This window comes from Streptomyces sp. NPDC110618, from assembly GCF_055657065.1.
Genome location: NZ_JBVKBN010000028.1, coordinates 30225 through 43987, shown reverse-complemented (window position 1 = coordinate 43987; position 13763 = coordinate 30225). Strand labels below are relative to the sequence as shown.

Sequence of the window (13763 nt, the reverse complement as noted above, 5' to 3'; positions counted from 1 at the left end):
TCCCTTACAGGTCGACTTCCTTCATCAGCATGCCGACCTCGGTGTTGGACAGGCGGCGCAGCCAGCCCGACTTCTGGTCGCCCAGGGTGATCGGGCCGAAGGAGGTGCGCACCAGCTTCTCGACCGGGAACCCGGCCTCGGCCAGCATGCGGCGCACGATGTGCTTGCGGCCCTCGTGCAGGGTGACCTCGACGAGGTAGTTCTTGCCGGTCTGCTCGACCACCCGGAAGTGGTCCGCGCGCGCGTAGCCGTCCTCCAGCTGGATGCCGTCCTTGAGACGCTTGCCCAGATCGCGCGGGATCGGGCCGACGATGGCGGCGAGGTAGGTCTTCTTCACGCCGTACTTGGGGTGGGTCAGCCGGTGCGCCAGCTCGCCGTGGTTGGTGAGCAGGATGACGCCCTCGGTCTCGGTGTCGAGCCGGCCGACGTGGAAGAGCCGCGTCTCACGGTTGGTGACGTAGTCACCGAGGCACTGCCGCCCCTCCGGGTCCTCCATCGTGGAGACGACACCGGCGGGCTTGTTCAGCGAGAAGAACTGGTACGACTGGGTCGCGACCGTCAGGCCGTCGACCTTGACCTCGTCCTTCTCCGGGTCAACGCGCTTGCCCTGCTCCAGCACGATCTCGCCGTTGACCTCGACCCTGGCCTGCTCGATCAGCTCCTCGCAGGCGCGCCGGGAGCCATAGCCGGCCCGCGCGAGCACCTTCTGCAGCCGCTCGCCCTCCTGCTCGGCGCCGGGGAAGGTCTTGGGCAGCTTGATCTCCTTCTTGCCCGCGTACCGCTCCCGGTTGCGCTCCTCCGCGCGGGTCTCGTACTCGCGGGAACGGGCCGGTTCCGTACGGCCGCGCCGCGGCTGGCTCTTCTTCGGGCCGCCCTTGGCGCCGCCGCGCGCCGCGCCGCCGCGCCCCGACTTCGGTCCGTCCGGGGAGGCGCCGGGGCCGACGTCGTAGCGGCGCTCCTCCGGGCGGGGCTTGCGGGGCCGGCCCTGGCCGCCCTGCTTCTGGTCCCGGTTGTTGCCGGCACCGCGGTAGTTACCGCGTCCGCCGGTGCCGCCACTCTTGCCGCTGCCGCTGCTTCGCATCAAAGTTCCGTCGTCTTGTCGTCTGCGTCCTCGGAATCCGGAGCGTCCGGATCGAACGACGGCACGCCTTCCTGGGTCTCGGCCTCGATCGCCTCCGCCTCCGGGAGGAAGGGCGCGAGCTCCGGGAGTTCGTCCAGGCCGCGCAGGCCCATCCGCTCCAGGAAGTAGTTCGTCGTCGTGTACAGGATCGCACCTGTTTCGGGTTCCGTGCCCGCCTCCTCGACCAGACCGCGCTGGAGGAGGGTGCGCATCACGCCGTCGCAGTTGACTCCGCGCACCGCCGAGACGCGGCTGCGGCTGACCGGCTGCCGGTACGCGACCACCGCGAGGGTCTCCAGGGCCGCCTGGGTGAGCCGGGCCTGCTGTCCGTCCAGGACGAAGCCCTCGACGGCGGCGGCGTACTCGGGGCGCGAGTAGAAACGCCAGCCGCCCGCGATCAGGCGCAGCTCGAAGCCCCGGCCCTGGACGGTGTACTCGTCGGCGAGGGCGCGCAGGGCGTCGGCGATCTGCCGCTTGGGCCGCTGGAGGATCTTGGCGAGGTGTTCCTCGGTCGCGGGCTCGTCCACGACCATGAGGACGGCCTCCAGGGCGGGCTTGAGGTCGAGGTCGGCGACGGCGCCGCTGGTCTCCTCGCTCACGGCTTCTTCTCCTCGTCCTTGTCCCCGGGCGCCTCGGGCGGCCGGTCGAACTCGTCGGTCACCATCGGCTGGACATCGCCCTCACCGCCGGTCCAGCGCACGATCAGGTCGCCGAGGGCGGTCTCCTGGTCGAGGGCGACGGCCTTCTCCCGGTACAGCTCCAGCAGGGCCAGGAAGCGGGCGACGACGGTGAGGGTGTCGTCGGTGTCCTCGACGAGGTCCCGGAAGGACGCCTCCCCGAGTTCCTTCAGCCGGTCCACCACGATCCGCGCCTGCTCCTGCACGCTGACCAGCGGGGCGTGGATGTGGTCGACGTACACCTGCGGCTTGGGCTTGGGCTGCATCGCCTTCACGGCGAGCTTGGCGAACCCCTCGGCGCCGATGCTGATGACGACCTCGGGCAGCAGCTCGGCGTGGTGCGGCTCAAGACCGACGGTACGGGGGTAGCGCCGGGCCTCTTCCTCCAGCCGCCGGTTGAAGATCTCGGCGATCTGTTTGTAGGCCCGGTACTGCAGAAGCCGGGCGAAGAGCAGGTCCCGCGCCTCCAGCAACGCCAGATCGGCCTCGTCCTCGACCTCGGCGGCGGGCAGCAACCGGGCCGCCTTGAGGTCGAGCAGGGTGGCGGCGACCACCAGGAACTCGGTCGTCTCGTCCAGGTCCCAGTCCGGCCCCATGGCCCGGATGTACGCCATGAACTCGTCGGTCACCTTGGACAGCGCGACCTCGGTGACGTCGAGCTTGTGCTTGGAGATCAGCTGGAGCAGCAGATCGAAGGGACCCTCGAAGTTGGCGAGCCGAACCTTGAAGACACCACCGTCGTCCTCGCCGGGAGCGTCGGCTTCCGCGCCTCCGTCGACGCCGGGAACGTCCGGATGCGGCTCACCGGCCTCGGGCGCCCCGGTCATCGGCGTGGACGGCACCGCCCCGTCGGCCACGACTTGCCCGAACTCCTCGGGCGCCCCCAGCCGCTCGGGCACGGTCCCAGGCTCCCCGGCCCCCGGCTCGGGCTCCTCCGCCGCGGCTCCGGGCTCCCCGAAACCCTCGGGCTCCAACGCACCGATCCCGGGCGCAGACGGCCGCAGACCGCCGCTGTCAGGCCGGGCCGCACCGGCCCCGGGCCGCCGCGGCCGCTCGGGCGCGACTGCGGAGCCCTCGGTCTCCAGGACGCCCGGCGAAGGCCGTGGCCCGTGCGGTTCGGGGACTTGCCGAGTCGGTCGATTCGGCTCGTCGGCATCCGGGTCCCCGGCCGCGGCGGGCTCCGGCGCACCACCGGTCCCGGACCGCGCCAACGGCTCAGGAGTCGGCGGCACCTCAGGAGTCGCCGACGCCTCGGGTTCGTCGGCTGCGGAGCTCCCTGGCTCACGGGGATCGGCCACGGGTCTCTGGGGACCCAGATCATCGGCCCCGGGCCCCGGAGGGGCAGCCGCCGGTTCCGTCGCCGCGCCGCCCGGCCCCCGGCCCAGCGCACGCCGCCGTGCCCCGGCGGGGCGGGGGGCGGGGGTGGGGGCGTCGTTCGAGGTCATAGCCCCCGCAGGCTACCGCTACCGTCCGCGGAGGCGGCGTACGAGGATGCTGGCGTCTCCGCGGGTCTCCAGGTCGGCGAGGACCACGGCCACCGCTTCCCGGACGATCCGCCCGCGGTCGACGGCGAGCCCGTGCTCGCCGCGGAGCACGAGGCGCGCGTGCTCCAGGTCCATGAGTTCCTCGGCGGAGACGTACACGGTGATCTTCTCGTCGTGCCGCTCACGTCCGCTGGGCCGCCGGGCCGCGGCCCGGCCCCGCTTGCGCGGGCCCGCCGGGGCGTCCTCCTGCGGAGCCTGCCGCCGGGCGGCGGCGCGGCTGCGGGACTCCCCGGTCTCCGCCGCATCGGCGTCCGCCGCGACATGCTCCGCGCCCTCGCCGTCCCCGCCCTGCGCGGGCACGGACTGCGGCGCGTCCTCCGCCGCGGCGCCGTCGCTCTCCCCCGCCGGTGCGGGCACCCGGGCCTCGCCGTTGGCCCCTCGCCGGGGGGTGGACGCCTGGAGCGCCATCCCCCCTGTCGTACGGAACAGTTCGTCGGCCCCCGGCAGACTCACTCGGCGTGACACCGGGCGAGCACCTCCCTGGCGAGCTGACGGTAGGCGGCGGCACCGACGGAGTTGGAGGCGTACGTGGTGATCGGCTCACCGGCGACCGTGGTCTCCGGGAAGCGCACCGTGCGCCCGATGACCGTGTGGTAGACGTGGTCGTCGAACGCTTCCACGACACGCGCCAGCACCTCACGGCTGTGCACCGTGCGCGAGTCGTACATCGTGGCGAGGATGCCGTCGAGCTCCAGCTCCGGGTTGAGCCGCTCCTGGACCTTCTCGATGGTCTCCGTCAGCAGCGCGACACCGCGCAGCGCGAAGAACTCGCACTCCAGGGGCACGATCACCTTGTGCGCGGCCGTCAGGGCGTTGACCGTGAGCAGGCCGAGCGAGGGCTGGCAGTCGATGACGATGTAGTCGTAGTCCGCCATCAGCGGCTTCAGGGCACGCTGCAGCGTCGACTCGCGCGCGACCTCGGAGACCAGCTGGACCTCCGCCGCCGACAGGTCGATGTTGCTCGGCAGCAGGTCCATGTTGGGGACCGCGGTCTTCAGCAGGACCTCGTCGGCCGACATACCCCGCTCCATGAGCAGGTTGTAGACGGTGAGGTCGAGCTCCATCGGGTTGACACCGAGTCCGACCGACAGCGCGCCCTGCGGGTCGAAGTCCACGAGCAGGACCCGGCGTCCGTACTCCGCGAGCGCGGCGCCCAGGTTGATGGTCGACGTCGTCTTGCCGACGCCGCCCTTCTGGTTGCACATCGCGATGATCTTCGCGGGTCCGTGATCGGTCAGCGGGCCCGGGATCGGGAAGTACGGCAGCGGGCGTCCGGTCGGGCCGATGCGCTCACGACGCTGGCGTGCGGCGTCGGGCGCGAGCGTGGCCGCGTACTCGGGGTCCGGCTCGTACTCCGCGTCGGGGTCGTAGAAGTGCCCGTCGGGCAGTTCGTCGTAGTCGGCGAAGTGGTTGTGGGGCGCGCCACTTCCGTCGCCGGCCATGGCGTTCACGTGATGGCCATCCATGCTCTGGTGTGCTGACAGAGTCACGCCGGTCTGCTGGTGACTCTGGTGGGCTGCGAAGGTGCGCACCGCGACGGAGCCGACAGCCTCGAACCCCGCGGGAGCCTGGCCCCGCGCAGGGCTTCCTGGTTGACCACCCCCGGGAGAAAATGTCGACTCATTCACAAGTCGTCTTACCTCCTTGGTGACCAGGAAACTTCTAGACAAGGTCAGCGTGGCACCATGCCGACAGTCGGCGACTCTATGGCGTGTCGGGCGTCCGCAGCAACACAATCCACCGGACCCGGCACGATGTGTCGGCAATGAAACATCCCTCTGTCAAGGGCGTACGGCCGTCGCACGGTAGGTTTCACCGGTGTGCGAATCGGTCGAAGGCCTACGTTCGAGGCGAGTTGACCGAGCTGCGCAAAGTGACCATACACACATCCGGCCGGACCTTGTGGGGCAAGGTCCGGCCGGGTGGGCGACGTTGACGACCCGATGTTGACGAATCGCCTTTACGAAAAGGTGACTTAACCGTTCGCCGAGGTCGGACGGTCAGCCGAGCAGGGTCTCCAGCTCCACGTGCTCCAGGCCGTGCGCCTCCGCGACCTCGCGGTAAACGACCTTGCCGTCATGGGTGTTGAGGCCCTTGGCGAGCGCGGGGTCGCGGCGCAGCGCCTCCACCCAGCCGTTGTTGGCCAGCGAGACGATGTACGGGAGCGTGGCGTTGGTCAGCGCGTACGTCGAGGTGTTGGGGACCGCGCCGGGCATGTTGGCGACGCAGTAGAAGACCGACTCGTGCACCTTGAATGTCGGCTCGGCATGCGTGGTGGGGTGCGAGTCCTCGAAGCAGCCGCCCTGGTCGATCGCGATGTCGACAAGAACACTTCCCGGCTTCATCCGCGCGACCAGCTCGTTGGTGACGAGCTTCGGGGCCTTGGCGCCGGGGATGAGCACCGCGCCGATGACGAGGTCGGCGTCGAGGACGGCCTTCTCCAGCTCGAAGGCGTTGGACATGATGGCCCGCACCTTGGTGCCGAAGACCTTGTCGGCCTCGCGCAGCTTGTTGATGTCCTTGTCGAGCAGCGTGACGTGGAAGCCCATGCCGACGGCGATCTGGGTGGCGTTCCAGCCGGAGACACCGCCACCGATGACGACCGCCTTCGCGGGCTGGGTGCCGGGGACGCCGCCGGGCAGCACACCGCGGCCGCCGGCCGAGCGCATCAGGTGGTAGGCGCCGACCTGCGGGGCCAGCCGGCCCGCGACCTCGGACATCGGGGCGAGCAGCGGCAGGGCGCGCGAGGGCAGCTCGACCGTCTCGTAGGCGATGGCAGTGGTGCCGGACTCGATCAGCGCGTCCGTGCACTCCTTGGACGCGGCCAGGTGCAGGTAGGTGAAGAGCGTCTGGTCCTTGCGGAGGCGGTGGTACTCCTCGGCGATCGGCTCCTTGACCTTCAGCAGCAGGTCGGAGGTGGCCCAGACCTCGTCGGCGGTGTCCAGGATCCGGGCGCCCGCCGACACGTACTCGTCGTCCGGGATCGAGGAGCCGAGACCGGCGCCGCGCTCGATGACGACCTCGTGGCCGTTGCGCACCAGCTCGTGCACGCCGGCGGGGGTGATGGCCACCCGGAACTCGTTGTTCTTGACCTCGCGGGGGATGCCGACCTTCACGTCGATCACGGTCCTTGGATCAGAGGGTATGGGGGCAATACAAGACATACCCAGGCATGCGGGGCACACTGGGAGACACCGCAGGAGAAGGTGCGGCAGAACCAGTCTAATGAAGGTGTTCCCGCTGTCTAGCCTTTCATTGCATCAATCTTCAGGGGAAGCACTACGGATTTCGCAGGCCCTACCCCTCCGCAGGCTCTTCTTCCTGCCCGGATTCCCCCTCCAGGGGCTCCTCACCCAGCATGCGCTCGGCGGCCCCGCGGTGCAGTCGGGCGGCGGCGGGGTCCCCGAGATGTTCCAGCGTGTCGGCCAGTCGCAGATGCAGCGCGGCCTGCAGCCGGGTGTCGTCGGCGTGCCGTGCCCACTCCACCGCCTCCTGGCAGGTGTGCAGGGACTCCTCCATGCGCCCCGCGTACTCCTGCACCCGCGCCAGCTCGCTCAACGCCCGCGCGTGGGCGGTGACATCGCCGCAGCGCCGGTGCCCGGCGACGGCCGCGCGCCAGTTGCGCTGCGCCTCGCCGTAGCGGCCCGCGAAGGTGTGCGCGGCGCCGATCCGGCCGTAGAGCCGGGCCGCGTCGGCGCGCTCGTCGCGGGCCAGCCGCTGGGCCAGCGCCCGGCCGAACCAGTCGGCGGCCCGGTCGTAGTCCCCCAGTTCCAGATGTGCCCCGCCTACGGATTCCATCGCGCGGCCGGTGGCGTACGGGTCGTTCGCGGCGCGTCCGGCATCCAGTGCCGCCCGGTAGCGGCCCAGCGCCTCCCGGGTCCGCCCGGTGCGGGCGTCCAGATCGCCCAGGTTCAGCAGCGCGGCGGCCTGCTCGCGGGGCAGGTTCCGGCGCTCGGCCACGTCCAATACCAATCCGTGGATGCCATACAGGTCGGCGGCGGCCGCCTGGGTGCCGAAGTGCGCGACCATGGCCCGTACCAGCTGGGACATCAGCCGCCGGGCCAGGGTGTCCAGGTCACCGTCGGCGACGGCGAGCCGGGCCGCCGCGAGCAGGGCGGGTCTGCGCAGGCGCAGCCAGTCGGCCGCCGCGCGCGGGCTGGGGAAGCGCAGCGAGCGCGGCATGCCGAGCAGCTTCTCGCGGGCCTGCGGACTGTCGGTCTCGGTGATCGCCCGGCACGACTGGAGCAGCCGTACGGTTCGCTCCAGCATCCGGGCGCGGGCCAGCTGCAGCTCGGCCGCCCGGTCGTGGACCTCGGTGAGCGACGTGAGCAGGGGGTGCAGACAGCCGGGCACCTCGTACTCGGGCAGGGGTGAGTCCACGGTCCGCAGCAGTCCGAGGGCGACGAAGTCGTCCAGGGTGGTGCGGGCGCTGCTGACCGAGCAGCCGGCCAGCGCGGAGGCGGTGTGCGGGTCGACCAGACCGGCCGGGGCGAGGCTGAGCAGTCGCAGTATCCGGGCGGCCGGGGCGGGCAGGGAGGCGTGCGCGAGCCGGAAGACCCGGGTGAGCGGGGTGGCCGCGTTGTCCTCGTCGAGTTCGGCGTGCAGGTGCTTGGCGAGGTCGGCCACCGCCGACTTGGGACGCGCGGCCAGCCAGCCGCCGGCCAGCATCAGCGCGGCGGGCTGTGCCTGGCACTCCTCGACGAGTCCTTCGGCGGCGCGCGGGTCGACGGTGATCCGGACCGATCCCGCGTGCCGGGACAGCAGTTCCACCGCCGACTTGGTGTCCAGGCCGCCGAGCGTGCAGGGGCGCACGTCCGCGATCCCGGTGAGCGGTCCCGCGGAGACGGCGACGACCAGGCAGTCCGGGGTGTCGGGGAGCAGGGCGTCGACCTGTTCGGCGGTGGCCGCGTCGTCGAGCAGCAGCAGGACCTTGCGGTCGGCGAGCCCTTCGCGCAGGGCCGCGGTCAGATCGTCCTCGGCGGCACCAGGCGGGGTCGGCAGGTCCAGGGCGGTGAGCAGTTCCCGGGCGACGGCTTCCACGGGGACGGGGGCGCCGCCCGGTTCGCTGAGCCGGGCGCGCAGCACGCCGTCGGGGTAGCGGTCGGCGACCTGCCGTACGAGTTCCTCGGCGAGGGAGGTGCGGCCGGAACCGGGGCGGCCGGCGATGAGCAGCACCCGCGCGCGGGGGGCCTTCTTCCCGGAGAGGGTGTCCAGTCCGGCTCGCTCGATGTCGGCGAGCAGTTCCTTCAACTCCCTTGTACGGCCCAGGAATTGACCGTCAGCCGACACCCGTACGCCGCCTGTGTCCACCGCCTGATCCGTCACGGGCCACACTCCCGTCCCACGCACGCGCAAGCCCGCCGGGATTCCGGTACGGGCGTGTTTCCGAGCCTAGTTCACGCTCTGCGACGAACTGTGTGGACCACGACCCCGCAACCCAAGACCCCCCGATCGGATCAACAGATCGTAGGACTCGGCAGTGAAGAGGCGCAGGCAATAAGGGGCGCGGGGAACTGCGCGACAAAGCCACGACGAACCCGCAGCCGCGATACGGCAGCTCCCGGCACCCCCGTAGGCGTCAGGCCTCGAACGGCCGTGAGCGCTACGCCTCGAACGGCCGCGCAGGCCAAGGGGCGTCAGCCGGACGCAAATCATCCAGCCGGCCGGAGGCCCGCGCCGCGGCCAGCGACAGCACGCCCACCACCAGGCAGTTGTTGTGCAGGTCCCCCGCCAGCACCCCGCGCACCAGCTCGTCCAGCGGCACGCGCGCGTACTCCAGGTCGGTCTCCTCGTCCTCGACCGCGAACCGCTCCCCCTCGGCCTCCGACAGATCGCGGGCCAGGAAGATCCGGATCGCCTCGTCGCAGCCGCCGGGCGTGGTGTAGACGTCGGTCAGCACCCGCCAGTCCTCGGCCTTGACGTGCGCCTCCTCGTACAGCTCGCGCTGCGCGGCGTGCAGCGGGTTCTCGCCGGGGACGTCGAGCAGCCCGGCCGGGATCTCCCACAGCTTCTGCCGCACGGGGTGCCGGTACTGCTTGATCAGCAGCACCCGGTCCTCCTCGTCCAGGGCGAGGACGGCGACCGAGCCGGGGTGGACCTGGTAGTCGCGGCGGACCACATGGCCGTCGGGCATGACCACGTCGTCCGTGCGGACGGAGGTCTTGTTGCCCACGAAGGGGGTGTCCGTCGCCCGGACCTCCCACTCCTGAGGGGTGTCCTTGATCGTCATGCCCTGCCCTTCCCCACGTACCCAGACCCGCGCTCACCCGCGCAGAGAAACCGGGGCGCGCGCGTCCTGAACGCGCACACCCCGGCCACCGTAACAACCCGTGTGTTACTTACCTGTCTTGCGCTCGACCGCCGCCTTGACCAGACCCGCGAAGAGCGGGTGCGGGCGGGTCGGGCGCGACCGAAGCTCCGGGTGGGCCTGCGTGGCCACCAGGTAGGGGTGGACATCGCGGGGGTACTCGACGTACTCCACGAGCTTGCCGTCCGGCGAGGTGCCGGAGAACACGATGCCCGCCTTCTTCTCCAGCTCCGCGCGGTAGGCGTTGTTCACCTCGTAGCGGTGCCGGTGCCGCTCCTCGACGTACTCCTTGCCGTCGTAGACCTCGCGGACGATGGAGCCCTCGGCCAGCTTGGCCGGGTACATGCCCAGGCGCATCGTTCCGCCCATGTCGCCCTCGCCGGCCACGATGTCCAGCTGCTCGGCCATCGTGGAGATGACCGGGTGGGAGGTGGCCGGGTCGAACTCGGTGGAGTTGGCGTCGTTGATGTCGGCGAGGTTGCGGGCCGCCTCGATCACGATGCACTGCAGGCCCAGGCAGAGGCCGAGCAGCGGGATCTTGTTCTCGCGGGCGTAGCGGATCGCGCCGACCTTGCCGAGCACACCGCGGTCGCCGAAGCCGCCGGGGATGCAGATGCCGTCGACGTCGGAGAGCTGCGCCTTGGCGCCGGCCGGGGTCTTGCAGTCGTCCGAGGTGACCCACTTGATCTTCACGCGGGCCCGGTTGGCGAAGCCGCCCGCGCGCAGCGCCTCGGTGACCGAGAGGTAGGCGTCGGGCAGGTCGATGTACTTGCCGACCAGGGCGAGGGTGATCTCGTGGTCGGGGTTGTGGACGCGGTCGAGCAGGTCGTCCCAGGTCGTCCAGTCCACGTCGCGGAACGGCAGGTCCAGCTTGCGGACGACATAGGCGTCCAGGCCCTCGCCGTGCACGGTCTTGGGGATGTCGTAGATGGAGCGGGCGTCGGGGCAGGCGACCACGGCGGCCTCGTCGACGTCGCACATCAGCGAGATCTTCCGCTTGATCGCGGTGGGCACCTCGCGGTCGCAGCGCAGCACGATCGCGTCCGGCTGGATACCGATGTTGCGCAGGGCCGCAACCGAGTGCTGGGTCGGCTTCGTCTTCAGCTCTCCCGAGGGCCCGATGTACGGGAGGAGGGAAATGTGGACCACGAAGACGTTGTCCCGGCCGACCTCGTGCCGGACCTGACGCACGGTCTCCAGGAACGGCAGCGACTCGATGTCGCCGACCGTGCCGCCGACCTCGGTGATGACCACGTCGACCTCGTCCGTCGCCATGCGGCGGATGCGGTGCTTGATCTCGTTGGTGATGTGCGGGATGACCTGGACGGTGTCGCCCAGGTACTCGCCGCGCCGCTCCTTGGCGATCACCGTCGAGTAGACCTGTCCTGTAGTGACATTGGCGGAGCCGTCCAAGTCACGGTCGAGGAAGCGCTCGTAATGTCCGATGTCCAGGTCCGTCTCGGCGCCGTCGTTGGTGACGAAGACCTCACCGTGCTGGAAGGGGTTCATCGTCCCGGGGTCGACGTTCAGATACGGGTCGAGCTTCTGCATGACGACGCGCAGGCCCCGCGCCTTGAGCAGCATGCCCAGGCTGGAGGCGGTGAGGCCCTTGCCCAGCGAGGAGGCGACACCCCCGGTGACGAAGATGTGCTTGGTCGTCGTGGCTGTGCTGTTTCGGAAAGCAGCGGGCGGCATGGCCAAAGGGGGGCTCCCGTGGTCGCGGTCTGGGGTGCGGTGCGGCTGGACCGCCGGAGATTCCGGAGTCGCCGTCGCTGCGGTTCGGGGGTTTTTCTCCCACCGGTCCACGGGCTACCAGGGTATCAGCGCCTCGGGGCGATGGCTTCCGGCCACGCTCTGCGCACACCCCGACACGCAGCCGAGGGGGTACACGGGTTTATCACCCGTTGCTCACCCGTTCGGCCCATCCACGTTGTCCGGAGCGGCACGCAGATCATCTACGTGCGTCGTATCCTGCTCGGACACTCACTGCCGAGCCGGACCGGCACGACGGCACCACCCCCGCCCGTACCACCGGAACAACGCGAGCTCGTCAGTTCGTTGAGCAACAATTGACGTTTTGCCCCCAGGGCGGAGCGGCTGCTTTGCTTCACCGCTCAACGACGCTTTACAACGACCCCTTGACCGCACTAGCGACCGCCCCCCTTTTCCTGTTCGGGGGGTGACGTGGCCGTTCGACTGGAGTTGCACGTGGCCGGGCGCATCGAAGACTACGCACTCATCGGAGACATGCAGACCGCAGCACTGGTCTGCCGGGACGGCACAGTGGACTGGCTGTGCCTGCCCCGCTTCGACTCGCACGCCATCTTCGCCGGTCTGCTGGGCACCGAGGAGCACGGTTTCTGGCGGCTCGGCCCGGCGCACGCGTCGGACGCCCAGCCGCCGGCCGCCGCGCGCCGCAGTTACCGGGGGGACTCCCTGATCCTGGAGTCGGAGTGGGACACCCCGCGCGGCACGGTCCGGGTGATTGACTTCATGCCCCCGCGTGACGGCGCCCCGCAGTTGATCCGGATCGTCGAGGGGGTCTCCGGCCGCGTCCGGATGCGCTCGGCGCTCAGGATGCGGTTCTCCTACGGCCGGGTAGTGCCGTGGGTGCACAAGCACGAGGGCCGTACGGTGGCCGTCGCGGGCCCGGACTCGGTGTGGTTCGACACCGAGTGCGAGACCTACGGCAAGGCCCTGACGACGTACTCCGACTTCACCGTCGGCCCCGGTGACCGGATCGCGTTCACCATCTCCTGGGAGCCCTCGCACCGTCAGCCGCCGGCGCTGCCCGAGCCGGAGCAGTCGCTGGAGGCGACCGAGGAGTTCTGGCGGGAGTGGGTGGAGCACTGTACGTACCACGGCCCCTACCGGGAGGCCGTGATCCGCTCGCTCATCACGCTCAAGGCCCTCACCTACGCCCCGACCGGCGGCATCGTCGCGGCCCCCACCACCTCGCTGCCCGAGGAGATCGGCGGCGTCCGCAACTGGGACTACCGCTACACCTGGCTGCGGGACGCGGCGATCACCCTGTCCTCGCTGCTGCGCACCGGCTACCGCGAGGAGGCCCGCGCCTGGCGCGAGTGGCTGCTGCGCGCGGTCGCCGGCGATCCGGAGAACCTGCAGATCATGTACGGCATCGCCGGTGAGCGCGAGCTGGGCGAGGCGGAGCTGGACTGGCTGCCGGGCTACGAGAACTCCGCGCCGGTGCGGGTCGGCAACGGCGCCGCGCACCAGCTCCAGCTGGACGTCTACGGCGAGGTCACCGAGGCGCTGCACCTGGGCCATATGACGGGCCTCGCCCGCAACGACTACGCCTCGCTGCTCCAGCTGAAGCTGATTCGCTACCTGGAGGACCACTGGCAGGAGCCGGACGAGGGCATCTGGGAGGTGCGCGGCCCGCGCCGCCACTTCGTGCACTCCAAGGTGATGGCCTGGGTCGCCGTCGACCGCACCATCAAGCTCATCGAGTCCGGTGACGCGGACGGCCCACTGGAGCGCTGGCGCGAACTGCGCGACGACATCCACCGGGACGTGTGCGAGAAGGGCTACGACAAGGAGCGCAACACCTTCACCCAGTCCTACGGCTCCACCGAACTGGACGCCTCGCTGCTGCTGATCCCGCAGATGGGCTTCCTGCCGCCGGACGACAAGCGGGTCATCGGCACCATCGAGGCGATCCAGCGGGAGCTGTCCACGCCGGACGGCTTCATCCTGCGCTACCCGACCCAGGGCGAGGACGAGGGTGTGGACGGGCTGCCCGGTGACGAGGGCGCCTTCCTCGCCTGCTCGTTCTGGATGGCGGACGACCTGGCGATGATCGGCCGCGTGGACGAGGCCCGCAAGCTGTTCGAGAAGCTGCTCTCGCTGCGCAACGACCTCGGCCTGCTGGCCGAGGAGTGGGACCCGCGCCGACAGCGCCAGGTCGGCAACTTCCCGCAGGCCTTCAGCCACGTGCCCCTGATCGACACCGCCCTGCGCCTGACGGCCTCCGGGGCCTACGGAGGCTGAACGAGGAAAACCGCAGCCCCGGTCGCGAAACAGATTTCGCGGCCGGGGAATTTTTCTTTTCCACTCGCTTAAGCCTGTCTACAGGATTGCTTGATTGTGACCCG

9 protein-coding genes and 1 pseudogene are annotated in these 13763 nt (G+C 70.5%); 1 reads left to right on the top strand and 9 read right to left on the bottom strand.

Annotation, left to right across the window (positions count from 1 at the left end; translation table 11 throughout):
• Window positions 1–4 precede the first annotated feature (4 nt).
• The 9 genes and pseudogenes from ACZ7L7_RS33440 to ACZ7L7_RS33400 form a co-directional block, all read right to left on the bottom strand.
• A complete protein-coding gene (locus ACZ7L7_RS33440; RefSeq protein ID WP_285511656.1) occupies window positions 5–1081 on the bottom strand; it encodes a pseudouridine synthase in 1077 nt (358 codons plus the stop codon).
• The gene (scpB, locus tag ACZ7L7_RS33435; protein WP_285511657.1) at window positions 1081–1719 is read right to left on the bottom strand and encodes an SMC-Scp complex subunit ScpB; all 639 of its coding nucleotides are present in this window, start codon (window positions 1717–1719) and stop codon (window positions 1081–1083) included. Before scpB ends, ACZ7L7_RS33440 begins: the two co-directional genes overlap by 1 nt.
• The gene (locus ACZ7L7_RS33430; RefSeq protein WP_453605528.1) at window positions 1716–2624 is read right to left on the bottom strand and encodes a segregation and condensation protein A; all 909 of its coding nucleotides are present in this window, start codon (window positions 2622–2624) and stop codon (window positions 1716–1718) included. The genes scpB and ACZ7L7_RS33430 overlap by 4 nt, the downstream gene beginning before the upstream one ends.
• A gap of 636 nt (window positions 2625–3260) precedes the next feature.
• A complete protein-coding gene (locus tag ACZ7L7_RS33425; protein ID WP_453605493.1) occupies window positions 3261–3806 on the bottom strand; it encodes a hypothetical protein in 546 nt (181 codons plus the stop codon).
• Window positions 3791–4969, bottom strand: a complete 1179-nt coding sequence (locus ACZ7L7_RS33420; protein ID WP_093724148.1) for a ParA family protein — start codon at window positions 4967–4969, stop codon at window positions 3791–3793. Before ACZ7L7_RS33420 ends, ACZ7L7_RS33425 begins: the two co-directional genes overlap by 16 nt.
• Window positions 4970–5341: 372 nt before the next feature.
• On the bottom strand, window positions 5342–6466 hold the full coding sequence (ald, locus tag ACZ7L7_RS33415) for an alanine dehydrogenase (protein WP_285511660.1): 1125 nt from the start codon (window positions 6464–6466) through the stop codon (window positions 5342–5344).
• Window positions 6467–6601: 135 nt separating this feature from the next.
• Window positions 6602–8666 (bottom strand): annotated as a pseudogene (locus ACZ7L7_RS33410) (tetratricopeptide repeat protein).
• A gap of 277 nt (window positions 8667–8943) precedes the next feature.
• Window positions 8944–9570, bottom strand: coding sequence for an NUDIX domain-containing protein (locus tag ACZ7L7_RS33405; protein ID WP_285511661.1), 627 nt, complete (start codon window positions 9568–9570; stop codon window positions 8944–8946).
• A 105-nt stretch (window positions 9571–9675) separates the two neighbouring features.
• Window positions 9676–11343 (bottom strand): CTP synthase, encoded by a 1668-nt coding sequence (locus ACZ7L7_RS33400; protein WP_285511662.1) that lies wholly within the window; start codon window positions 11341–11343, stop codon window positions 9676–9678.
• Between the two features lie 513 nt (window positions 11344–11856).
• On the opposite strand from ACZ7L7_RS33400, the gene ACZ7L7_RS33395 reads away from it, so the two are divergent.
• Window positions 11857–13659, top strand: coding sequence for a glycoside hydrolase family 15 protein (locus ACZ7L7_RS33395; protein ID WP_453605530.1), 1803 nt, complete (start codon window positions 11857–11859; stop codon window positions 13657–13659).
• The last annotated feature ends 104 nt before the right edge of the window (window positions 13660–13763 follow it).